This window comes from Verrucomicrobiota bacterium (assembly GCA_016871535.1).
Lineage (GTDB): Bacteria > Verrucomicrobiota > Verrucomicrobiia > Limisphaerales > SIBE01 > VHCZ01.
Genome location: VHCZ01000019.1, coordinates 24,954 through 46,166, shown reverse-complemented (window position 1 = coordinate 46,166; position 21,213 = coordinate 24,954). Strand labels below are relative to the sequence as shown.

Here is a 21,213-nt window from a genome sequence, read left to right as displayed (position 1 = left end):
GATGGACGACAAAGCTCGTAGCGCAGAGTTGCACTCTGCCGTATCGCAGAATTGTATTCTGCGGGGCGTCTCCCAGTCCGAGCACGCTGGGACTTGCCGGCGCCCTGCCGATTGGAAATCGGCGATACCGCAGATTGAAAATCTGCGCTACGGTTCTCCGGTCGATCTGTCGTCAATCCCACGGTCTGCACAGTAACTCGCATTTAACCGATTTAACGATTAACGATTTAACGTTGTAACGACGTAACTCTTCACCGCTTCAACGCGTTCAGCAATCTCAGCGCCGCATCGACCAGCATTTCACCCGAACCAGCCGCGCAGCGGGCGCTGACGACTTCGTAATTGCCTTGGGGATAGGCTTCGCGGTTCGGGATGTAGCCAATCGATCCGTTCGCCAGCTCCGCGATCATCGTGTAACGGAAGGGCGACGCCTGCTTGATCGCCAATCCAAGCTCGACGAAAATTTCCCCCGGCAAACTCACCCAGGCCAGATCGTCGCCGAGCGCAATCGCCTGCACCTCGACCTCCAGCGGTTTGCCTTCCCGCGCGGCCACGTCGAGCGCTTTGAAGGCTTGGACCTTTTCCATGAAACCGGAATTGTCTTTCATGCTATAGCGTTTGACGGTGGCGCGGGCCTTCTCGACGTCTTCCGGTTTGATCTCCGGCAGGGGCAGCTTGACGATTTCGCTTTGCGCGCGCAACGGCCTCTCCTTCACGGGCTGCAATTGTTTGTAAGCTTGAAAAACCGCCGCCGCCAGAACGGTCCCGATACGATGCGCTTCCTGAGGCCCTTTCTGCGCACCGGCCCATTGGACGTCGATATGGTTGATGTTCCCGCAAGTGCCGTTGGCGAAAAGCGTCAGCATGGCCGCGCCTTTGTAGGCGGCCAGGATTCGCGACAGCGTGCCGGGATAATCGGCTGAGAAATATTCGCCGCCGACTGTGTCGGGATGCATGGCAAAGTTCACGTAAGTGGCGAGCGGTTCCGCCGGAAATTTCTCGCGGGGCGCTTCGAGCAAGACGACGCCCACGTCAGGATCGATGGGGCCGGCGGGCCGGACGATCTTCGGATTCAGCTTGCCTGGATTCCAGCCCACGGTGCCGTCGCTCATGAAAAAGCGGCGATTGAAACTGAGGTGTTCTTCGCGGCCCGTCGCGACCGCGGCGCGCGCCGGCTGCAATCGCGACGCGGCCAGGCGCACGCTTTCCGCAATGCGCCGGGGCAGCTCGTCCGAATAGCGTTGCGAAAGATCGGTGTCGCCGCCCTGCGAAGATTCCCGCGTGCTGCGCCGGGCCAGCACCGGACCCGTGTGCGCGTGCGTGGCGCTGATCATGACGCGGTCGCCGCGCAACGCCGTCGTTTGCTCGATTTCGCGGCGGGCGGCTTCGACCATCGATCGCGTCGTCGAGATCAAGTCCAGGCCGACGAGGGCGGCTCGCACGTCCCCTTGCTCAAGGACGATGGCCTTGGCGAACAGATCGTCGTTCGTGCCCTGCGCGCCGCGCTCGAAATAATAACCCGCCATGCCGATCCCGACCGGCGGCGTGATGTTGACGGCGGCGGCGCCCACGCGCAGTTCGCTAGCGGAGGCGGCCAGGCACTCCGAGAAAAGCAATCCAATGATAGTGGCCCGGAAGGCGGATGATTTCATAAGTGGTTGCGGGGATTAAGCCACAACGCTGCTCGGCCAGCAATTCTCGCTTTGATTTTTCTGGTCTTTCTTCCCGGCGACTCGTCGCGGTGTGAAATCGCCTCGGTGTTGATCCTTGCGAGTTTTCTCAGGCCGCGCAAAATTTCACTGATCTCCTAACTCTCTTAAACTGAATATTAGACTAAAATCCGCCTCTCGCGTCGGCTGCTGCATTCCCCTCCGCGCGCACAGCCATTATTCATTTCTTGACTCCGCCCTTTCGCCGACGGCGATCGTCGAGCTGGCAAAACGGCACGGCCTGCCTGCTGTGGCGCTCACGGACATCGGGAATCTGCACGGCGCGGTTGAGTTCGTGTCGGCGGCGAAGGACGCGGGTGTAAAGCCAATCCTGGGCGCGGAATTGCGCGTCGAAGGCAAACCGCTGCTCCTCTACGTCGAGTCCGCGCGCGGCTATCACAACCTTTGCCGGTTGCTTTCGAAAAAGGCCGACGACGGAGCGCGCCCGTCCCCGGGCGCAGCAGCGCCAGACATCGCTAACGGCAACGACGAGACCGACGCGCAAGAACGTGCAAACGTTGCTGCGGCCGAGGACGGCCGCGCTCCGCTAAGCAGATACCAGAGCGGAGAGGGTGTCCGCAGGACGCGTGCGGCGTCGAATGAAAGACAGAGTGAAGAAGGCAGCGTGGCCGGGCGGCAACGGGCTTCCATTCCTTCCACGTTCTTGCGGTATCATGCTGCGTTGCTCGAAGGACTGGTTGCGGTCGGGGAGGACGTCCAGTTGGCGGAGTTGTTTCCGGGGCGCTTCTATCGTCTCGTCACCGCGCGGGAGATGCCGGCGGATTTCCCGGCCGTCGCGGCGCCTGCGGTTCATTATGCCACGCCCGAAGACCGCCAGAAATACGACATCGTGCAAAGCATCCGCACGCTGACGTTCTTGCGGGAAGCACATCCGGAGAAGCGTCTGGGAGGGCGGCTGCATTTCCGCGCGCCGAGCGAGATGGCCGCCGGTTGCCGGGAGCATCCCGACTGGATGCGGCACACGCTCGAAATCGCCGAGCGCTGCAACTTCGAGTTCCCGTTCGGAAAGCCGCAATTCCCCGCGTTCACCGCGCCGGACGGCTCGTCTCCGAGCGAGTTTTTGCGGCAACTCGTTCATCGCGGACTTCAGGAACGCTACGGCCACGTTACCGAAGAGGGGTCAGAGGCCAGGTGTCAGGTGTCAGGTGGGGCGCATTACGTTTCACGTTTTACGAATCACGAATCACGCTTCCTTCATACGCCAATTGCCAATCGCCAATCACCAATCGCCAATCTCAAGTCTCAAATTGAGACGGAACTGAACATCATCACGGAAGTCGGTTACGAAGAATATTTCCTGATCACCTGGGATTTTCTCCAGGAATGCCGGCGGCGCGGCATCGACTGGATCACCCGCGGCTCGGCGGCGGATTCGCTCGTCTGCTATTGCCTCGGGATCAGCAGCGTCTGTCCGATTCGGTTCGACCTTTATTTCCGCCGCTTCCTCAACAAGGAACGGATGGCCCTGCACAAGTTGCCCGACATCGACATCGATTTCGCGCACGACTTCAAGGACGACGTGGTCCAACTGATCTTCGAGAAATACGGCCCCGAACATTGCGCTGTGGTCGGCGGATTCTCGACGTTCCAAGCCCGGAGCGCGTTTGCGGAAGTGGCCAAAGTGCTCGGCGTCGCGGAACGCGAAGTGCGGAAGTTCACCGAGCATTTCCCGTGGAGTTTCGGCGGCGGCTGGGTGCCGGACGAACCGGCTCCGAGCGGCGGTGAAGGATTGGTCGAGATGCTGCGCGCCAGCCCGGAAAACCGCGAGTTGCCGCTCGATGAAGAGCCCTACAAAACGGCGCTGCAAATGGCCGAGTTCCTCGACGGCGTGCCGCGTTATCCGAAGATGCACCCGTGCGGCCTGGTGCTCTCGCGTCAGCCGATGCACGAGTTGACACCGACGTTCATTTCGAACAAGGGCTGCCCCACGACGCATTTCGATATGGAGGCCGTCGAAGCCGTCGGCCTCGTGAAGATGGACATCCTGGCGCAAGGCGGCCTGGCGGCGATGCGCGACGTGAAGGCGATGCTCGGCGAGCGCGGCATCGAAATCGATCTGGAGCATTGCGTGGCGCGCGACAAGGCCAGCGGCCAGTTGCTGCTGGGTAGCACAGGCGACCCGCCTGTGCCGTCCGGCGACTCGCCGGACGGAAGGGCGAGTGCGTTTGCCAATTCTGACGCCAGTCTTGTCCGGACGGCGCATCGAATTCCGGTCGGCGGGTCGCCGACTGGAACGGGCGAGTCGCCCGTGCCACCCATGTTTCAAACAAACCCCGAACCGTGGCAAGACCCGGAAGTGTGGGACATGATCGCCAGCGGCCACGCGCGCGCGGTGCACCATATCGAGTCCCCCGCGATGACGAGCCTTTCGCGCATGTGCAATGTTCGCGAGATCGACGGTTTGATCGCCATCGTGAGCGTCATCCGGCCCGGGGCGGCGAACGAAGGCAAGAAGCTGGCGTTCACCCGGCGTTATCAAGGGATGGAACCCGTGACCTATCCGCATTCGTCGCTGGAAACTTGCTTGCGGAGCACGTACGGGTTGGTGATTTATGAGGAGCACATCCTGCAAATCTGCGAAGCCTTCGCGGGCCTGGAGCCGGGCCGCGCCGATGTGTTGCGCCGCGCCCTCAACAAACAGAAACGCCGCGTCATCGAAGAAATTCGCGGGGAATTTTTCGCATCGGCGCGCGCCCGTGGCCACACATTGGCGAAGACGGCTGAAGTGTGGGATCTGGTGACGGGATTCGCGGGCTACGCGTTCTGCAAAGCGCACAGCACGGCGTACGGCGTCGAGGCGTATGAATCCGCGTGGCTCAAACGTTATTTCCCCGCCGAGTTCATGGCGGCGGTGCTGAGCAACGGCAAAGGATTTTACGATCCGGTCGTTTACGTGCTCGAATGCCATCGGCTCGGCTTGAAATTGCAGCCGCCGTCGGTGAACGCACCCGGACCGGAGTTTAGCGTGCTTGGCGAATCCAATGCGCCGGGTCGAAGTTCGCTTCCTTTCCCCGCACCCTGTCCCTCTCCCCAAGGAGAGGGGAGCGTTGTCGCCGTCGTGGGACAACCCGAAGCCTCCCTTCCTGACCAACGCCGGGCATCATTCCTCCCTCTCCCCAAGGGAGAGGGCCGGGGTGAGGGGGAAGAGAGCGCCCATTCGGCCCAGTGCTTAAAAACCGAGAGGCGCCAGAAGGAAGCCGTTTCTTCCTTCTGCCTTCCACCCTCTGCCTTGTTTATCCGCGTGCCGCTAACGCGCATGAAAGGCCTCACCGCCCGCACTGCGGAGAACTTGCTCGCGGCGCGCCAGCAAGGGCCGTTCGCTTCGATGGACAATTTTTTCCGCCGCGTCGAGCCGTCCGGCGAGGAATTGGAAGCGATGATTCGCGCCGGCGCTTTCGACGAGTTCGGCGAGACGCGCACCCGCCAATTCTGGCAAGCCCAATACCTCGTCAAGAATGCGGAGCGCGGAATGCGGAATGCGGAATTAAACTTCGGTGAAACGGCGGGTTTGCCTCCGGCCTTCCGCGTTCTTCCGGCAGACTTTCTTCACGAACCGTCTCGCCGGGAACGCCTGATCGGGGAGACCGAGTTGTTCGGGTTTGCCGTCAGCGGGCATCCGCTCGAATTGTTCGACGACGTGGCGTGGGACACTTATTGCCCGGTGAACCGCCTCGGCGAATTTGCCGGCCAGACTATCACGACATGCGGCCTCGTGGTCGAACAGCGCGTCCATCACCAGACCACCGGCGAGCCGATGAAATTCCTCACGCTGGCAGACTGGACCGGGATGGTCGAAACCGAGCTCTTCGCGCAAACATACAAGAGCTACGGCCTGGCGACGGTCCGGTATCCGGTGCTGGAGATCGAAGCGAAGGTCGAGCCGTTCGAGAACGGCCAGGGCTTCTCCCTGCGCGTGCTGCGGGCGGGCAAACCGAGGACGAAGCAGGATGAGCAGTGAATGCGTCCAGAGGAATTCTCCATCCTGGCGCAAATCCGCTTGACGCCCGGCGCTGATAGGACTACGCACGGGGCTATCATGACCCGGAGACCTAATCTTCCTGCATTCGTTTTTGTCTTTGCCGCCGCGTTGCTTCTGGCAGCGCCATCCGCTCTTGCTCAGAAGGTCAAAGTGCTCGTCCCGGCGGGCAACCTGAACGACCTCCAATCGCTCACCGAGCGCCATTCCAATCTGGATCTGGTCCCCTTCAGCACGTCGCAAGATTTGCTCGCCAAGGTCGCTGACGCCGACGCGATCGTTGGCTTCGGAGCAAACAACCCCGCCCCTCAAATCGTCGCGGCTGGCAAGAAACTGAAGTGGATTCAAACCCACAGTGCCGGTGTTGAGACCACCCTGGCCGAGCAGGCGGTCCGAGACAGCCAGGTCCTGCTCACGAACGCGAAGATCATTATGGGGCCGGAGATTGCCGATCATGCCCTGGCGTTGTTGCTGAATCACACGCGCGATCTCAAGTTTCACAACGAGCAAATGACGAAGGTCGGCTTTCAACGCGGCAACCGTCTCCCGCAAATCGAGCTGCGCGGCAAGACCGTCCTCATCATCGGCCTGGGCGGCATCGGCACGCAAGTGGCGGAGCGCTGTTTTGCGTTTGGCATGCGCGTCCTGGCGGTCGATCCGAAAGACATTCCCTTCATGCGCGCCGTCGAGGAAGTCCGCAAGCCGGACGAACTGCACAAGCTTTTGCCGCAGGCCGACGTGGTCATCAGTTGCACGCCGCTGACGCCGGAATCGAAGCGTGTCCTTGGCTCCAGTGAGTTTGGGCTGATGAAGGACGGCGTTTACATCATCAACGTTTCGCGCGGGGAAGTCCTCGATACCGAAGCGCTCACGGCGGCTTTGAAGTCCGGCAAAGTTCGTGCGGCGGGCCTGGACGTGACCGATCCGGAACCGCTGCCGGGCAATCATCCGCTGTGGTCGATGCCGAACGTCACCATCACGCCGCACAACGCGACGAACTCGGATCATCTGCAAGAGCGCCGGCTGCAGCTTTATCGCGAGAACATCGAACGCTTCCTGACAGGCCGGCCTCTGCGCAACGTGGTGGACAAACAGCGGCGCTATTGAGTCGCGTTATGGCGCGATGGCGCGGTAAAAACGCCCGCGAATGCTGACGGCCGCCGGGTCGCTGAACGTGGCGACCCCGTCCACGAACTTCACCTCCCCGACCCGCGTCCAGTTCAGCAAGTCCGTCGAGGCCTCGATGACGTAACTTTCGCCCGGACTGCCCGTCAGATTGAATCGGAACTGGCCGCCGGAGACTCCGGCTCCCTTCGACCCCAGCCGGCTTGAAGCGCGGGTTTCCCTTTGCCCGGTGATGGGAAGGATGTTGCCGTCGAAAGAGGCGACCCCGGCAAAGGCGACGGTTTTCTCCGGCTTCGAGCTGGGCACGACTTCGTAAGTCAATTCACGAGCCGTGTTGTCAAAGAAGGGGCCCCATTTCACCTGACTGTTGACCGCATCGATCGCTCCGCCGTCGCTGGGATTCTGCGCTGTCCAACCGGCTGGAATCTGATCCTGGACCGCATACACGGAAACATCCGGCGTGGTGCGGATCGCCAGCCGAACCTTGAAGACCTCGCCGGCCACGAACGCCGGCGGCAAGACGCTGCCCGCCGAAAGCCCTGGGGCCTTATCGACCGCGCCCATAAGGCCCAACGGTCGTGCGGCGGGTGGGTTAACCCACCAGAGCGGCGGGGCGGGGATCTTTGGATCCAAAATGTAACTTTCACCGTCTTTCCAAAGCGCGGCGCATCGGGTGACGTAATCTATCGAGATCGGACTCGGCGGAGTCGGCCAGGGCGAACCTTTCCGCCAGGCCGAGCCGTAGGCCGTCACTTTCGTCGAGTGTGATCCGGCTGTCCGCCGGGTTGGTGTCGGCCGGGTGTAAACTGGCGAGCTGGATGACGCGATCGCTTCCAATGGCGCTGCCGACGCCATTGACCGAAGCCATCCCGGTAAACTCCTTTGCGCCCGTCTCTCCGAACGGCGGTGTGACCACATAGGTCAGGGTTCGTGGATTCGCGTCGAAATAGGGACCCCACTTCACGTTTTTGTTATTCGCGTCGTAAGCGCCGCCGTCGCTGATTTGGCTCACCACCCAGTTGGCCGGCGGGCGATCTTCAACCGCATAAACACTGGCGCCCGCGGGCGGCGAGGCCTGCAGTGTCACACTCAGCTTCGTGCCGGCGGAATAAGTGGAAGGAAGCTGCCGTTCGACGAAGACAGCGGGGAGCGAGACGATGGCCAATTCACTCGTAACCGAGCCCAGACTGTTGGAAACCACCACGGTGTAGCCGCCCTCCGTCGCAGCCGTGGCATTGTTCAACGTTAGCGTTGTGCTCGTAGCCCCGGAGATCACGGCGCCATTTTTCCGCCATTGAAAGGTCAGCGGCGGCGTGCCCGTCGCCTCGACGCTCAGAGTAATTGTCGAACCAATGACGAGCGTCTGGCTTTGTGGTTGTTTGACAATCACCGGTCGCGCGGGATTCTCCACCGCGAGCTTCAAAACCCTGTGGTTCACTCGGTCGGTGACGAAAAGATGTCCGCTATCGCTGTAAGCTACCGCAAAGGTGTGCCCCGAAAGCGGCTGCGTCGGTGTCGCGCCCGAAGGCAAAATGTAAGAGCCGAGCAGGAACCCCGTTTGCCGGTAAGCATCCACCTGGTTGGAGTACAAGTACGTGACGAACAGGACGCCGCGGTTGTCGCCGGTGATCGCCATCGCTCCGTCGCCCCGCACGGTGAATTCTCCCAGCAGCCTTCCAGACGAGTCGTAGCGCAAGACTTTCGTCCAGCCGACGGCAAAGATCTCTCCGGACGCCGAAACCCACACGTCGTACGCCTGGGGCGCCGGCCAGGCGCGCACCAACTTGCCCTCGGGGGTCCACACCGAGATTCGTCAAGTCTCGGTCGGCGCGCCCGCCACGACCAGGTTCCCGCTGGTGGGATCAATGGAGATGCCGCCAGGGAACGGCCTCGCACCGGAAGGTTCGGTCGAGAAATTGCGCACCGCTTTCCCGTCCGCGGCGTAGGCGTAAATGCTGGCCCCGTACTCCGAAACGTACGCGTTTCCCGCCCTGTCAATCGCCACGTCGTTGGGGTAGTAAAGCCCATCCGCGTACTGGCGCTTGTACGCGCAGGTCTCGCGGTCAAAAACCTGGACGCGCCGGTTCGTATCATCAACGACGTGCAATTCGCCATTGCCCGCCAGGCCCATGCCTTGCGGATACTCAAAAAGCCCGTTGGCTGTGCCGCGCCCCCCAAAACTCTGGACCACCCTGAAAGCCACCGGCTGCAGCACCGTCAGCGACGCATTTTGGCTGGTCACAGACCTGCCCGCGTTGCTCACCACGACGCTGTAATTGCCCGTCTGACTGGATTGCACACGGCTGATCGAGTAACTGGCGCTGGTCGCGCCGGTGATGTTGTTCCCGTTGTAGCGCCATTGATACCGGATCGGCTGCGTCCCGGAGGCGGTCACGATGAACGTGACGTTGGTTCCTTCCAGGACCGTTTGGCCGGCTGGTTGCCGCGTGATGGTGGGCCGCGCCACGTTCGATAACCCGGCTCCGCGTACGTTGGCGGCAAAGCCGTACGCGGCGAGAAGAGCGAGACCAAAGCAAAAGAAATGGGTTCGATTCAGAGTTTGCATAATCAGGGTGAGTAAGACGCTGCGGCCTCACTGCGGATCAGAGCCATGCCCGACCGCGCGATAAAAGCGCAGTAGGGCGCGTCCTGCTTCCGGATCCGCAAACACCACGATGCCGTTCTGGTTCAGGGCAGTCGTCAGCGGCTGCCAATCTTCAAGATTGGTCGAAACCTCAATGTGGTACTTCTCGTATTGCCGTCCGTTCACACTGATCTGGAATTCGCCGCCTGGCAGACGCGGCAAAATTCCCAGCCGGCTGGTGGCGTGGGATTGCCGTGGTCCGGCGGTCGGAAGGTTCACGCCGTCGAACGACACGACTCCACCCAGCGTCAACACGTCTGGCGTTCCTGGATCCGTGGCAATCTCATAACTCATCTCCCGCGGGTTGCTATCGAAGAACGGCCCCCACTTGACCCGGCGGTTAACCGAATCGAATTCTCCGGCGCCGCTGATCGCCGTGACGCGGACTCCCGGTGGAACACGATCCTCCACGGCGTAAACGGAAACCCCAGGCATCGGTTTCACAGACAATTGCACTTTGAAGTTCTCCCCAGGCACGAACCGCGACGGCGCAGTACTCGTGGCCGTATCCGGCCTGGCAATGCGCGAGACGTAGTTCTGGAGCCCGAGGCCTCTCAAGTTCCCGCTCGTCGTATTCACCCACCAAAGCGGCGGGCCGCTCACCTTCGGATTGATCGCGTAAGTTTCTCCATTCTTCCACAGCGTTCCGGCTCGCGTGACGTAATCGATCGGGATGGGATTCGGCCCGCTGACCCACGTCGCGCCTTTCCGCCACGCCGCGCCGTACGCGGTCGCTTCGTTGATGGTGATTCGGGAATCCGGCGGGCTGTTGTCGGCCGGATGGAGTTTGATCAACTCGATTTTCCGGTCTCCACCGATCGGGGCGCTCACGCCGTCGGCGGACGCGCTGCCGGCAAACTCTTTTTCACCCGTCTCGCGCGGGGGCGGCGTCACGGTGTAGGTCAAAGTCCGCGGATTGCCGTCGAAGAACGGCCCGAACTTCACCTTCCCCGTGTTCGCATCAAACTTGCCTTCGTCGCTCACTTTGCTCACGGCCCAGTTCGCGGGGGGCCGATCCTCGATTGCATAGACACTGGTTCCGGCGCTGGGTGAAGCTTTCAAGGTGACGATCAGCGTGGCGCCGGGCGCGTAACCGCCGCTCGGCAACATCGCCGTGACGAATGCCGGCGCGTCACGCGCGCTGACCTCGGTGAATTTGCTCAGGCCGACGAGATTGGGCGGCGGGAGAAGCCCGCCCCCCAACACGACCGTGAACGGATTGGATTCGAGCCGCAGCGCCGAGGTTTCAAAAGTCGCGCCGTTGTAGGCGCGGATGAGCAACGTGGCCTGGGCGCCACCGGGAACACCGGGAACGGAAACGGTGATTGAATTCACGTAGCCGCTCGCGGGGCCAGTTTGGAAGGTTGTGGGCGGCGGAGCCGCTTGCCACGCTCCCGCCTTCTGCACGTAAAGCTGGGCGGACCATCCGGCACCCGCGCCGGTGCCGTCCGCAAGGACGACCCGGGCGTCGAATGTGCCGGGCAATCGGTTGTTCAAAATGACTGTGCCTTGGCCGAGCGCCTGGAGCGACACAAAGACGGTGGTCCAGGCCAGGGCGATCCTCTTCATAAGTTTCATAATCCCGGGAGTTTCGGAGTGAGTTCTATGCAACGTCCACGCTCTGATCCACGAATTGCATCTCACCCTGGATAATGCTTCATTGGCCCCAGGACTCAAGCCTGGAATTTGAGGGAATGAGCCTATCCTCGCCGCGTCAAACCAGCGCCCGCCGCAATTCTGAAGGCGAGACGACCGAAATCTTCAGCCCGGCCTGAACTCGTTCATACCCAGGACCACTCCGTGGGCTGACCACGAAGTTCCTCCCCTTGGGATAGTGTTCCCGAAACACTGCCAAGCCGCGCGTCTCGAACGCCTCCGGCTGCCACTTGCACTCGATCACGTCGATGGCATCGCGTCCACGCGGCACAACGAAATCCACTTCGCGCTGTTGTTTGTCGCGCCAGAAGTGAATCTTTGGCACGCCCGCGGCAATGAGAGAGTCCAGCACGAGATGCTCCCAGAGAGCACCGCAATCCTCCGACCGCAATTGATCCCACCCCCGCGCGTGGCACACTAACCCGGTGTCGAAGCCAAACACTTTTGGCTGCGCGACGATCTCGCGCCGCCCGCCGGCTGAGAACGGACGCACCAGGTGCGCAACGTGAGTGATTTGATAAACCTCCAGCCAGTACGTCACCGTCGGCCGGCTGATCTGGCTTTCGGCCGCGAGCTTCGTCACGTCCAGCATCCCGCCGCTTTGGCGTAAGAGCAATTCCAACACGCGCAGAAATCCAGCCCGCTTCTCCAGCCGGAACAGCTCCTGAACATCCCGCGCGAAGTAGGAATCTTGCCACTCGGCATAGAATTCGGCATTCCGTTCCTCCGACAGTAACGCAGGCGGCAATCCTCCGCGCAGCAACCGCTCGCGTGTGTCCGCCACCCCGAACGCCATCAACTCTTCATGCAGCACCGGCACGAGCTGTACCATTCGCTTGCGGCCTGTCAGACTGTCTCGGAACTTTTGCGTGGCCGCGAGCGTGGAAGAACCAGTGGCCAGGATTCTCAACCGGGGAAATTCGTCAGCGCCAATCTTCAACAACCGGCTTGGGTCAGGAAGCTGATGCACCTCGTCGAAGATCACGACCGGCTTTCGGACCGCCCGGTAGAAACTCTCCGGATCCCGCAAACGTTCCGCCACGCTGGGCAGATCACAGTTGAGGAATTCCGAGTCCGGGATGCTTTGCGCCAACACCGTTTTGCCCACGCGCCGCGGTCCGGTGAGCCAGACGACGGAGGCCTGCTTCCACGCCAACACGAGCCGTTCCATCCAGAGCGGGCGAGCAATCATGGCAGGCACACTTTACGTTTAGACGGCTAAAAGTAAATCGAGGATTTTCTCGGACGACAAGTGCGGCTGTTGAAAAGCCGATTTCGTACATGGCGATCTTCCCTTTCCCTGTGCCGCAAAGAATCACCCCCAAAACCGAGATCTGTCAAACTCAGCGGGCCGTATCGGTTTGGAGTATGGCACCCCTACACTGCCCCCGGAACGCTCATGGCTCACCGGATCGGCGCGACGTGGCCGTCGCCGTAAAGAACGTTCTTCGTCCCGTTCGTGCCGCCCGGATGGAAGTTCTCGTAATCGTACATCAATCGCGCTTTCTCCGCCGTCATTTCGATGCCTGATATCACGCCCGGCAGGACAATGGGCTTGCCATTGGCGGCATAGTTCCATTCGTAGCTTGAACCTTCCTTTTCAAACCAGCCGTCCCGGTCCTTGGGGCAACGAAAAACCGCCAGCACACCGCCCAGATTATTGGAGAGCACGTCCACGATTCGCGGCAACACATTCGTCGGCTCGATCGGAGTCGTCGGGCGGCGTTCGGCAAAGGGCAATTTCCCGCCGTAATCCTCCGCGTAGATTGTCAGCGCGATGCCCAGTTACCGGAGGTTGCCGATGCATTTTGTGTCCAGCGCTTTGCCTTTCGCGCGGCTCAAGGCCGGCATCAACAGCCCCATCAAGATGCCGATGATCCCGATGACGACGAGGAGTTCGATCAACGTGAACGCCACCCCGGATCGCCGTCTGGATGAGCGTGGGATCATGGCTTTTCGCCGCGCCGGTCCTTCTCAAGCTGGCGACGGTCGCGCGCCACGCGCTGCTCAACCGTTCCGTTCTTCAGCCGATTCTGAATGCGTTGCATCGTGTCCTGCTGCGACGCTTGCTTGGCTTGGGAGACCATTTCCTGCATCCGTTGCTGGCGCTCGGCGGGCGGCAACGAATTGATCTGGGCCAGAGTTGCGATCTGCTCCTGAGTTTTCTGCCGTTCTTCGGGAGACATTGTGGCGAGGAAAGCCTCCAACGCCTGTTCAGGCGACTTGGTGGCCGGTTCGCAGACGAATTCCGCCGGAATGGAAGGTGCCGGTTGGGCTTGCGTGGCCTTGTCTTCTCCGCCTGGGGCTTCCTGCCGGACCACGGCCACGCTCTGAAGCGGCTGGATCGTGTAGAATTCGTCCCATTTGCGACGGACCTGTTTGGCAACTCGAGCCACGGCCATTCTGAATGGCACTTGTTCGAGTTTCAAATTGATCGTCCCTTTCGTGCCGTCCTCCGCAACCACTTGCGCCCGCGAGAAACGCGAGAGCGCGAGCACCGCGAAGTCCAGGTCTTTGTCCTGAATCTGCGCGGAAACGAGCTTGTTCTCCGCGCGCAAAAGGTTCGCGAACCCGGTCATGCCACCCAACTGCCAAAGCGGAGTCTTCTGAAGATTGAGCCAGCCGGTCCCCGCCGGAGAAAGGTCTCCTTGAACCACTTTCTCGAACGTGCGCGCCGATCTCCGCGTCGAGTAAATCGGATACAAAGCCGTCCAACGCGCGCTGGTCTGGAGGCCGATGATATTGAGGACTTCTTCGAGCGGAACGTTGCGCACGTTCAGCGTGACGGATCCATGGACGTTCTTGTTCACGACGATCCGCTCCCAGGTCTGCCATTCGAGTTTGGAGATCACCCAACGGACGTCCATGTTGCGCACCCTGAGCGTCACCAGATTCGTGTGGGCGCGGTAGGCACAGTAACCGCCCCACAGCAAAACTCCCGCGAGCAAGCCCGCGAAAACTTGTTCATTCCGCCTTTTCGGCAAAGACTGGCTCTCGCGGATCAATGATCAGCCAGCAGAACGTGCCGATGAGAAAGAGCAATCCCATGAGGTAAAGCGGCAAGTTCCAACTCTCAAACCACTGCACCGCGTAACCGACCACCAGCGGACAAATCAGACTGCCGAGTTGTCCCGCTGTGTTCATCGCGGCGCTGACGACGCCCGCGTGGTCGCGGCCGACTTCGATGCACGTGCCCCACGCCGCCCCCAGCGTAAACATACACGCTGCCGTGGCGACCGAGATGAGCACTGCCGCGAGGACAGGAACCGGAGAGGCCGCGGCGACGATCAAAGAAACCGCCGCAATGACATACGCCACGCCGCCTACCAGGCAGCGCCCCGCGCGCAATCCGTATCGCGCCGCCACGCGGTCGGTCACCACGCCTCCGAATAGATCGCTCACCACGCTCAAGAGCAAAGGCAGTCCGGACAGGAATCCGAGCAGCGCAGCGTCGAAACCGTGCCGTTCTTTCAAGTAGGTCGGCAGCCACGTGATGCAGAAGTAGAACATCGAGCTGTTCGGGACGTACATGATGCAAAGCGCGATCACGTTGCGGTTGCGGAAAAGCCGCCGCCAATATTCCCAACCGACCTCGTGCGTCGCATCGGCAGGCCGTTCGGCGGTGATGCGTTCGAGTTCCGCTCCGTTCACGGCCTTGTGCTGCGAGGGATCGTCGCGGAACCAGACATACCAGGCCGCGGCCCAGACGAAGCCGAGCGCCCCGAACAAGACAAAGATCATCCGCCAATGCATGTAAGGCATCAGCGCCACGACCACGAGCGGCGTCACTCCGCCCGCGAGATGCGCGCCGGCAAAGAAAATCCCCTGGATCGTTCCGCGCTCGCTGCGCGGGATCCACCGCGAGAAAGTCCGCGCCACGCACGGCCACGCGCCAGCTTCACCTGCGCCAAACAGGAAACGCGTCACCAACATCGTGCCATAGTTGAACGCGCCCGCCGTCGCGATCGTGAACGCGGACCACCAGACGACAATGCGGGTCAACACTGCGCGAGTGCCAAAGCGGTCCGCCCACCATGCGGTCGGGATTTCGAAGAGCGCGTAAGCCAGCGCGAAAGCGCTGAACACATAACTCATCTGAATCATGGACAACCCCAGATCGCGCATAATCTCCGGCGCCAGCTTCGAGATGCAGACACGGTCCAGATACGTGACCATGGCCAGCAGCACCGTCAACCCGACGACCCGGTAACGCACGCGCGTCGGACGCGTTTGCGATCCGACCGATGCGGAATCCAGATTGGTTGTCGCCTTCATTTTTGCGGGCACAGAGCGCGCGAGAATCCGAAATCCGAAACAAATTCCGATTACGGAAAAGGACAATGCCAAAACCGAGGCACAGGCGGCTGTATCCCCTCAGTTAATGAGGCATTGCAGGCGGCTTCCGTTTCGAGTTTCAACCTTTGCTCATTTCGATTTGTTTCGGATTTCGGATTTTGAATTTCAAGAGTCCCGCGGCTCGACCCGCTTTCGAGCGATATGAGAATCAGGCCGATTCAACGCCCGCTCTGGTTCCTGGCCCGAGAGCACGAGCGCCACGTCGCGGGCGCACAGCAAGCGAGCCTCGCGCCGGCCTTCTACGGACGATCCGCCCAGGTGGGGAGTCAGCACGACATTGCTCCGTCCCAGGAGCTCTGCCGGCGCCTTCGGCTCGAATTCCATCACGTCCAGACCGGCGCCACCGAGAAGCCCGCTGGCCACGGCGCGACACAAAGCCGCTTCTTCGATCACGGGACCGCGCGACACATTAAGGAGGATCGCGCCGGGTTTCATCCGCGGCAAATTGTCGGCGTTGAGCAAGTGACGGGTCTGTTCCGTCAATGGGACGTGCAGGCTGACTACTTCCGCGCGAGCCAGCAGTTCATCCAGTTCGCAAAAATTCGGCTCACCACGGCGGCGCGGCGCGTGCATGAGAATCTTCATCCCGAAGGCTTCCGCGCGGCGCGCCACCGCGCGGCCAATCCGGCCATAACCGATGATTCCCAGCACACTGCTGTGCAGGCGCAGACCGTCCCAACGCACGGGATTGAAGCCATCTTTGGCCCATTGGCCTGACTGAACGTACTGGTGCCCCTCGCAAATTCGCCGCGCCACCGCCAGCAGCAGCCCGATCGTGGTGTCGGCGGTAGTTTCCACGAAGGGATCGGGAGCGTTCGTCGCCCAGACGCCGTGGCGCGCCATCGCTTCGAGATGGAGGTTGTTGAAGCCCGCGGCCATGTTGGCCACGATCTTCAGCCGGGGCGCGGCCGCGAGCAAAGCCTCGTCCACGATCACATCGCCGTGATTGATAATCCCAACCCACTCGGAGGCGCGTTGCAAGATGGTTGAGCGGGGTACCAGCGAACCGTCGCTTGGCCCCATCACGATCTCTGCGAGCCCTTCCAAAGGTGCTAGGTGGTCCGGTGGAGTGACAGCGGTAATCAGAACGCGGGGCAGCATCTGTCAGCCAGTCTATGCGGTGGCCTTGAAGTTCAGAAGGAAAATGGTGGCTCGATCGGGAGCGGGCCGAGCTCATGCAAATCGCAACTTCCTAATGGTGCCGATTCAGGGCATAAAATGCCATCGTGAGAACGGTTTTGCCGGGAGCGCTAACTTTCACGCGCCAGCGTTTTGGAGTGCGGCGGCCCTCTGCCGCTTTTGGCCCGGTGCGACGAATGGAAAGGGCCCGAGGACTGGCGCACTCCAAGGCCTCGCGGCCCATCTACCGCTTATGGCAAGCGCTCTTGGCGACGGCGCCATGCATACGGTCCATGAACCCGGTAGGGCGAGTCCGTCCCGGCGAGCCACTCGACGTGCGTGGAACACGTCCGACTCGGCTCGCTGGGGACAGGCTCGCCCTACCGTCTGGTTCATGGGAAGTCCTGACGTCGGTGATCCGGCTTCTGACGCGATGGAGTGGCGCTAACCCGGCGGAAAAGCCCCGGCTCGACCACGCCGCAGCCGAATTGCAGGGATCAAGCGGAGCGCTGCTGCGCTGGCAGACGACCGGCCCGTTGGACATGGCCTCCGCCAGCACATTGATTCAACAACCGACCTTGCAAACTGAGAATGCCGAGGCGCCCCTCGATCTGGCGCGCTCGTGGCAAACGTCGATAGCGAGCGCGGATTTGCGCGTTTCACCGGGGACGGGCCAGGCGGTCGAAGAACGGACAGTTTGGCTCGCCCGCACGGATTTCATCGTGCCCAATTCCGCGCCGGCGCAGTTTTGGGGATCGAGCCGCAGCCCGTGGAGCGTCTGGCTCAACGTCTCTTCAAGGGAAAGGTGGTCAACGGAAAGGCCAGGAGCCTCCGTTGGCCCATCGTCTCTTCCTGGGCGGCGGTCTGCCTCAAGGTTTGATTCGGGACGGAGTGGAATCCGTCCCTACCCGGTTCCTGAGAGGTGTCCTGTTCCTTTCGGACCTGCACTCGGCCCATGAACCCGGTAGGGCGAGTCCGTCCCGGCGAGCCGCTTCGACGTGCGTGGAACACGTCCGACTCGGCTCGCTGGGGACAGGCTCGCCCTACCATCTGGTTCATGGGAAGTTTCCAGGGTTCCAAAGCACCCGCTTATCGCTTCGGCTCCGTCGCGCGTTCCTGGAGCCAGAGCACGTCCGGGTTGGACGGAGCGGATTCGAAGGGAACCAGATTCTTGCCTTTGTGCACTGGAGGGACGGTGCGCTTGTCCAGCCATCGCTTGCGTTCGGTGTGTCCGTCCGCAAAAACGAGGTTCCCGCTCCCGTTGTGATAGCTGGCCGGAAAATCGATCATTCTCCAGATGGCCGGCCGGCGCGGTTCGAATCCGGACATCTCCACTCCGAAGTATCCGTTGTTGATCCGGTCTTCCCGCTCGTCCACGAGCACGAAAATCCCCGAAGGCCCGCGAAGGATCATGTCGGTGATCTTCCGGTAGATCTTGAACGGATAATCCTCCCGGTCGTCCCACGCATTGCTGCGCGAGTTGAGATGCGAGTTCATCGAGATGGAACGGACGCGCGGGAGATCCTTGCCGCCATGCCGGGAGGTGCTTTTGTCCGAGGGACAACGCCAGATGCCCAGATTGGCGTGATACGGCCAGAGATGGCTGTTCATGAGATGGAGCACGTTGGTGTTATCCGGCGCGGGCACGGCGTAATCCAGGCTGCCGCGGACCCAGGTGCCTTGCACGCCGTGCTCGTTCGGGGGAATCCGGTCGCTGTTGTCGTCGGCGTACATCAGCCAGGATAGCCCCATCTGGCGGAGGTTGCCGCCGCAGATCACACCCTGGGCGTGAGCTTTGGCGCGGGCCAGAGCCGGGAGGAGCAATCCGGCCAGCAACGCGATGATCGCGATGACGACGAGCAGTTCGATCAGCGTGAATCCCGCGGCAGTGTTTCCGATGCTGCTGCTTCGCGCGCCAGAACCATGACTCTGACGGCCTACGAACCGAAAACCGTGCGGACCGCAGCCTTCAGGCTGCTTCCGCGCACTCTCCGGAGTCGAGCGTTGAAGCGGCCTAAAGGCCGCAGTCCGCGAGACGGGCTCATGGGGGTCCACGGCCTCCCGGCCGTGCCCACGGACGATGAACCCATCGATGGTAGGGCGGTGCTGCTGCGCCGCCGCAGCGACGGAAGACCGGCTGCGTAGGAGCGCAGCCCGACCGAATTTACGCAAGGGGCAGAGCCAGCGGTTCATTCCTTTCATTGGCCTGCCGCCGTCCCGGTGAACAAATCCGCCGGGCGTTTGCCGGCCCAGGCAATGCCGCGCAGCAACAGCCGACGGTATTCCGGCTTCTCGAAGTTGGAGTATTTATGCCCTTGCAGCGAAACAAACGCGCGATAGGGCCGGCCTTCTGGCAACGTCTTTTCCATCACCCAGAGTTGGGGAATCGTTTCCTCGGGGGTCCGGTCGCTCGTCGCCAGGACGTGCATCTCCGGCGCGGTTCGGAGCCGGAAGAAAATTTCGTCGTCCATCTCGAAATCCGACGCGCCCTGAACGATCGGGTGGGAACGATCCACGAAATGAAATTTCATGGGGCCGGTTTTCCAGTTCATCTCGCCGTGCTGCTTGGCGCCGCCCGCCAGATTGGCGAACCAGGTGGTGTTCGTTCCGCACATGGCATCGTGTAAAACCACCAGCCCGCCCCCGCGCTTGAAGAAGGTCTCAAGTCGTGAGCGTTCTTCGGCGGCCATATTGGTGCCGTCGGCGGCGTAGAGAATGAGCACGTCGGACTTGGCCAGTTCGGCGCCGGAAGGAAAGCGCTGCGCGCCGTCCGCGACCGCGCCGCGTTCGTTCAGCAATTGTTTCCATTGTTCGAGGAAGCGCGGGTAATCGTGCTGGCCCGGGCCGTGCGTCTTGGCGCTGGCGCGGATGAACACGCGCAGCGGAGGTTGGTTTTCAGCGGCGAATGCGGTCAGAGTGAGGGAGAGGATTCCGAGGAGAACGAATGACAGTTTCATCGTGGGCCTGGAGTTCAGGTGATGGTGAGAGCTTAAGGAATGTCTGGAGCTTGGCAAGTGCAGCTATGAATTCATGGTCTTTCAAAAGGGCCAGCATCGGGGGCCCGCGCCCGGTTTTGCCGATAGGAACCCATGGCACCCGTGTCGCACGCCTGGAACCAGGAGGCAATCGGGCGATTCTCTCTCAGCCGCTGGCACTTCGCGAGAGCAGCGATTTTGGGTTGCAGTTTGATTGGGCTATCGACGCTCCGGCTGGTGCGGCGGGCGTGCTGCAAGTGCGAGTCTTCGGCCTCGACTCCAAAACGTTTGAACTCTGGACGATCACCAGCGTATGTGGCAGGGATGAAATTCGTGCAATGGATGCCGCGGATTCGTGCCCAACGGGTCTCTTAAAAATTTTGGGGGCCGGACCGCCGTTGTCCTACCCTGCATGGCAGAATGGGCGGCGTATGAAGACTCAAAATGGAAAATGCACGAAATCATGGAACGCTCCCACCAGGACGGAAGAACCGCTCTGGCAAACGATCCTTGGCTGCCTCCTGCTGGCCGGCCTGTGGGCCCTGGCGTTGATTGTTCTCTGATCTAGGCCACCAGCTTGGAAGGAAGGTTCGTGCTCAACTCCGCGGTCACGGAGCGGCACAGGCCGACGAAAGTTTCCTCCGCCAGGCTCAGGCGTTTGCCGCAACGGTGCAGCACGCCCCAGTCGCGTTTGAGCTTCCGCCGGCCCAGCGGCATCGCGACCAGCGATTTCTCCTCCAGTTCGCGGCGCGCGATCCACGGCGCGAGAATGCTGATGCCAAGGCCGAGCTTCACCAGCTCTTTGATCGCTTCCATGCTGCCCAGCTCGATGACGGTGTTCAGCACCATTTCCTCCTCGCGGAAATATTCTTCGATCAACCGGAACGTGTAGCTGTTCTTGTTGTAGAGCACGTAATTCTGGCGGGGAATCTCCCCGCGCGTCACGTGATGGTCCATCGCCCAGGGATGCAAGGGCGCCGTGAGAAAGGCCATTTCGTCCGTAAACAGGGGGATGAATTCCACCAGCGCGCGCTGCTTGGGTTCCAGGGCCACGGCCAGATCCACGCGGTTGTTTTGCAGGAGCTCGACACATTCGTCCGTGTCGCCGGGCTCGATCGTGATGTGGGATTCGGGGAAGCTTTGCTTCAACTCCCGCAGCACGCTGGGCAGGATGTACTGGCACGCCGTGCTGCTCGCGCCCAGGCGCAGCCGGCCCTTGCCCCACTTGCCGAGGTGCTGCAACGCGCTGCGGGCGGATCCCATCTCCAGCAATATTTTTTCCGCGTGATGGAACAACTGTTCCCCGGCCTGGGTCAGCACCACTTTTTTGCCCATCCTGTCTAAAAGGCGACATCCGACGTCCTCCTCCAGGGATTTGATCGAATGGCTGATCGCCGACTGCGACAAAAAGAGTTTCTTGGCTGTGTCCGTGAAACTTCCCGTCTGGGCCAGAATGACGAACGCCCGCAATTGCCGGCTGTCGAGCGGTTGGTTCATGTATGAACGCCTTTCATCCGTTTCATCCAAACATTGCCGTGCAGTCGTCGTGCCAGCCTGGACGCTCTGGCATGCCTGCGGCTCAGCGGCGGCCCGATGAATCTGTCCGATCTGAAGAGCGTCGGCCATTGGCCC

19 protein-coding genes are annotated in these 21,213 nt (G+C 61.4%); 3 read left to right on the top strand and 16 right to left on the bottom strand.

Translation table 11 applies throughout. The annotated features are described in order from the left end of the window. Positions 1–251 precede the first annotated feature (251 nt). Positions 252–1,652: a hypothetical protein gene (locus tag FJ398_04730; GenBank protein MBM3837261.1), complete on the bottom strand. Its 1,401-nt coding sequence runs from the start codon at positions 1,650–1,652 to the stop codon at positions 252–254. 307 nt (positions 1,653–1,959) lie between these two features. Here FJ398_04730 and FJ398_04725 point away from each other — a divergent pair, with 307 nt between their 5' ends. Beyond that, positions 1,960–5,688, top strand: a complete 3,729-nt coding sequence (locus tag FJ398_04725) for a DNA polymerase III subunit alpha (protein MBM3837260.1) — start codon at positions 1,960–1,962, stop codon at positions 5,686–5,688. After that, the gene (locus FJ398_04720; GenBank protein MBM3837259.1) at positions 5,689–6,813 is read left to right on the top strand and encodes a D-2-hydroxyacid dehydrogenase; all 1,125 of its coding nucleotides are present in this window, start codon (positions 5,689–5,691) and stop codon (positions 6,811–6,813) included. A 6-nt stretch (positions 6,814–6,819) separates the two neighbouring features. Here FJ398_04720 and FJ398_04715 read toward each other — a convergent pair whose 3' ends face one another. From FJ398_04715 to FJ398_04650, 14 genes are all read right to left on the bottom strand, one after another. Then, positions 6,820–7,464: a hypothetical protein gene (locus FJ398_04715; GenBank protein ID MBM3837258.1), complete on the bottom strand. Its 645-nt coding sequence runs from the start codon at positions 7,462–7,464 to the stop codon at positions 6,820–6,822. 10 nt (positions 7,465–7,474) lie between these two features. Continuing rightward, a complete protein-coding gene (locus tag FJ398_04710) occupies positions 7,475–8,635 on the bottom strand; it encodes a hypothetical protein (protein MBM3837257.1) in 1,161 nt (386 codons plus the stop codon). Between the two features lie 9 nt (positions 8,636–8,644). Next, positions 8,645–9,397, bottom strand: coding sequence for a hypothetical protein (locus FJ398_04705; GenBank protein ID MBM3837256.1), 753 nt, complete (start codon positions 9,395–9,397; stop codon positions 8,645–8,647). A gap of 27 nt (positions 9,398–9,424) precedes the next feature. Continuing rightward, on the bottom strand, positions 9,425–11,053 hold the full coding sequence (locus FJ398_04700) for a hypothetical protein (protein MBM3837255.1): 1,629 nt from the start codon (positions 11,051–11,053) through the stop codon (positions 9,425–9,427). Positions 11,054–11,189: 136 nt separating this feature from the next. Beyond that, complete coding sequence (locus FJ398_04695) at positions 11,190–12,323, bottom strand: ATP-binding protein (protein ID MBM3837254.1); 1,134 nt, start codon at positions 12,321–12,323, stop codon at positions 11,190–11,192. Positions 12,324–12,535: 212 nt separating this feature from the next. After that, complete coding sequence (locus tag FJ398_04690; protein MBM3837253.1) at positions 12,536–12,871, bottom strand: hypothetical protein; 336 nt, start codon at positions 12,869–12,871, stop codon at positions 12,536–12,538. Between the two features lie 45 nt (positions 12,872–12,916). Continuing rightward, a complete protein-coding gene (locus tag FJ398_04685; protein ID MBM3837252.1) occupies positions 12,917–13,081 on the bottom strand; it encodes a type II secretion system protein in 165 nt (54 codons plus the stop codon). Further along, complete coding sequence (locus FJ398_04680; GenBank protein ID MBM3837251.1) at positions 13,078–14,115, bottom strand: hypothetical protein; 1,038 nt, start codon at positions 14,113–14,115, stop codon at positions 13,078–13,080. Before FJ398_04680 ends, FJ398_04685 begins: the two co-directional genes overlap by 4 nt. Next, positions 14,096–15,406, bottom strand: a complete 1,311-nt coding sequence (locus tag FJ398_04675) for an MFS transporter (protein ID MBM3837250.1) — start codon at positions 15,404–15,406, stop codon at positions 14,096–14,098. Before FJ398_04675 ends, FJ398_04680 begins: the two co-directional genes overlap by 20 nt. A gap of 186 nt (positions 15,407–15,592) precedes the next feature. After that, the gene (locus tag FJ398_04670) at positions 15,593–16,588 is read right to left on the bottom strand and encodes a D-glycerate dehydrogenase (GenBank protein MBM3837249.1); all 996 of its coding nucleotides are present in this window, start codon (positions 16,586–16,588) and stop codon (positions 15,593–15,595) included. Between the two features lie 262 nt (positions 16,589–16,850). Further along, positions 16,851–17,165 (bottom strand): hypothetical protein, encoded by a 315-nt coding sequence (locus FJ398_04665; protein MBM3837248.1) that lies wholly within the window; start codon positions 17,163–17,165, stop codon positions 16,851–16,853. Between the two features lie 224 nt (positions 17,166–17,389). Then, complete coding sequence (locus tag FJ398_04660; GenBank protein ID MBM3837247.1) at positions 17,390–17,665, bottom strand: hypothetical protein; 276 nt, start codon at positions 17,663–17,665, stop codon at positions 17,390–17,392. 30 nt (positions 17,666–17,695) lie between these two features. Further along, the gene (locus tag FJ398_04655; protein ID MBM3837246.1) at positions 17,696–18,799 is read right to left on the bottom strand and encodes a prepilin-type N-terminal cleavage/methylation domain-containing protein; all 1,104 of its coding nucleotides are present in this window, start codon (positions 18,797–18,799) and stop codon (positions 17,696–17,698) included. A 5-nt stretch (positions 18,800–18,804) separates the two neighbouring features. Further along, the gene (locus FJ398_04650) at positions 18,805–19,563 is read right to left on the bottom strand and encodes a ThuA domain-containing protein (protein MBM3837245.1); all 759 of its coding nucleotides are present in this window, start codon (positions 19,561–19,563) and stop codon (positions 18,805–18,807) included. On the opposite strand from FJ398_04650, the gene FJ398_04645 reads away from it, so the two are divergent. Then, positions 19,551–20,144 carry a hypothetical protein gene (locus tag FJ398_04645; protein ID MBM3837244.1) on the top strand — a complete coding sequence of 198 codons (594 nt, stop codon included), beginning with the start codon at positions 19,551–19,553 and terminating at the stop codon, positions 20,142–20,144. The two genes, FJ398_04650 and FJ398_04645, sit on opposite strands and share 13 nt — an antisense overlap. Position 20,145: 1 nt before the next feature. Here FJ398_04645 and FJ398_04640 read toward each other — a convergent pair whose 3' ends face one another. Then, positions 20,146–21,207: a LysR family transcriptional regulator gene (locus FJ398_04640; protein ID MBM3837243.1), complete on the bottom strand. Its 1,062-nt coding sequence runs from the start codon at positions 21,205–21,207 to the stop codon at positions 20,146–20,148. Positions 21,208–21,213: the final 6 nt, after the last annotated feature.

Coding starts and splice junctions, on each gene's coding strand:
- FJ398_04730 (MBM3837261.1), bottom strand. CDS start 1,652: ATGAAATCATCCGCCTTCCGGGCCACTATCATTGGATTGCTTTTCTCG.
- FJ398_04705 (MBM3837256.1), bottom strand. CDS start 9,397: ATGCAAACTCTGAATCGAACCCATTTCTTTTGCTTTGGTCTCGCTCTT.
- FJ398_04695 (MBM3837254.1), bottom strand. CDS start 12,323: ATGATTGCTCGCCCGCTCTGGATGGAACGGCTCGTGTTGGCGTGGAAG.
- FJ398_04720 (MBM3837259.1), top strand. CDS start 5,689: ATGCGTCCAGAGGAATTCTCCATCCTGGCGCAAATCCGCTTGACGCCC.
- FJ398_04685 (MBM3837252.1), bottom strand. CDS start 13,081: ATGATCCCACGCTCATCCAGACGGCGATCCGGGGTGGCGTTCACGTTG.
- FJ398_04660 (MBM3837247.1), bottom strand. CDS start 17,665: ATGAACCAGATGGTAGGGCGAGCCTGTCCCCAGCGAGCCGAGTCGGAC.
- FJ398_04675 (MBM3837250.1), bottom strand. CDS start 15,406: ATGAAGGCGACAACCAATCTGGATTCCGCATCGGTCGGATCGCAAACG.
- FJ398_04650 (MBM3837245.1), bottom strand. CDS start 19,563: ATGAAACTGTCATTCGTTCTCCTCGGAATCCTCTCCCTCACTCTGACC.
- FJ398_04645 (MBM3837244.1), top strand. CDS start 19,551: ATGACAGTTTCATCGTGGGCCTGGAGTTCAGGTGATGGTGAGAGCTTA.
- FJ398_04655 (MBM3837246.1), bottom strand. CDS start 18,799: ATGAACCGCTGGCTCTGCCCCTTGCGTAAATTCGGTCGGGCTGCGCTC.
- FJ398_04670 (MBM3837249.1), bottom strand. CDS start 16,588: ATGCTGCCCCGCGTTCTGATTACCGCTGTCACTCCACCGGACCACCTA.
- FJ398_04700 (MBM3837255.1), bottom strand. CDS start 11,053: ATGAAACTTATGAAGAGGATCGCCCTGGCCTGGACCACCGTCTTTGTG.
- FJ398_04640 (MBM3837243.1), bottom strand. CDS start 21,207: ATGGCCGACGCTCTTCAGATCGGACAGATTCATCGGGCCGCCGCTGAG.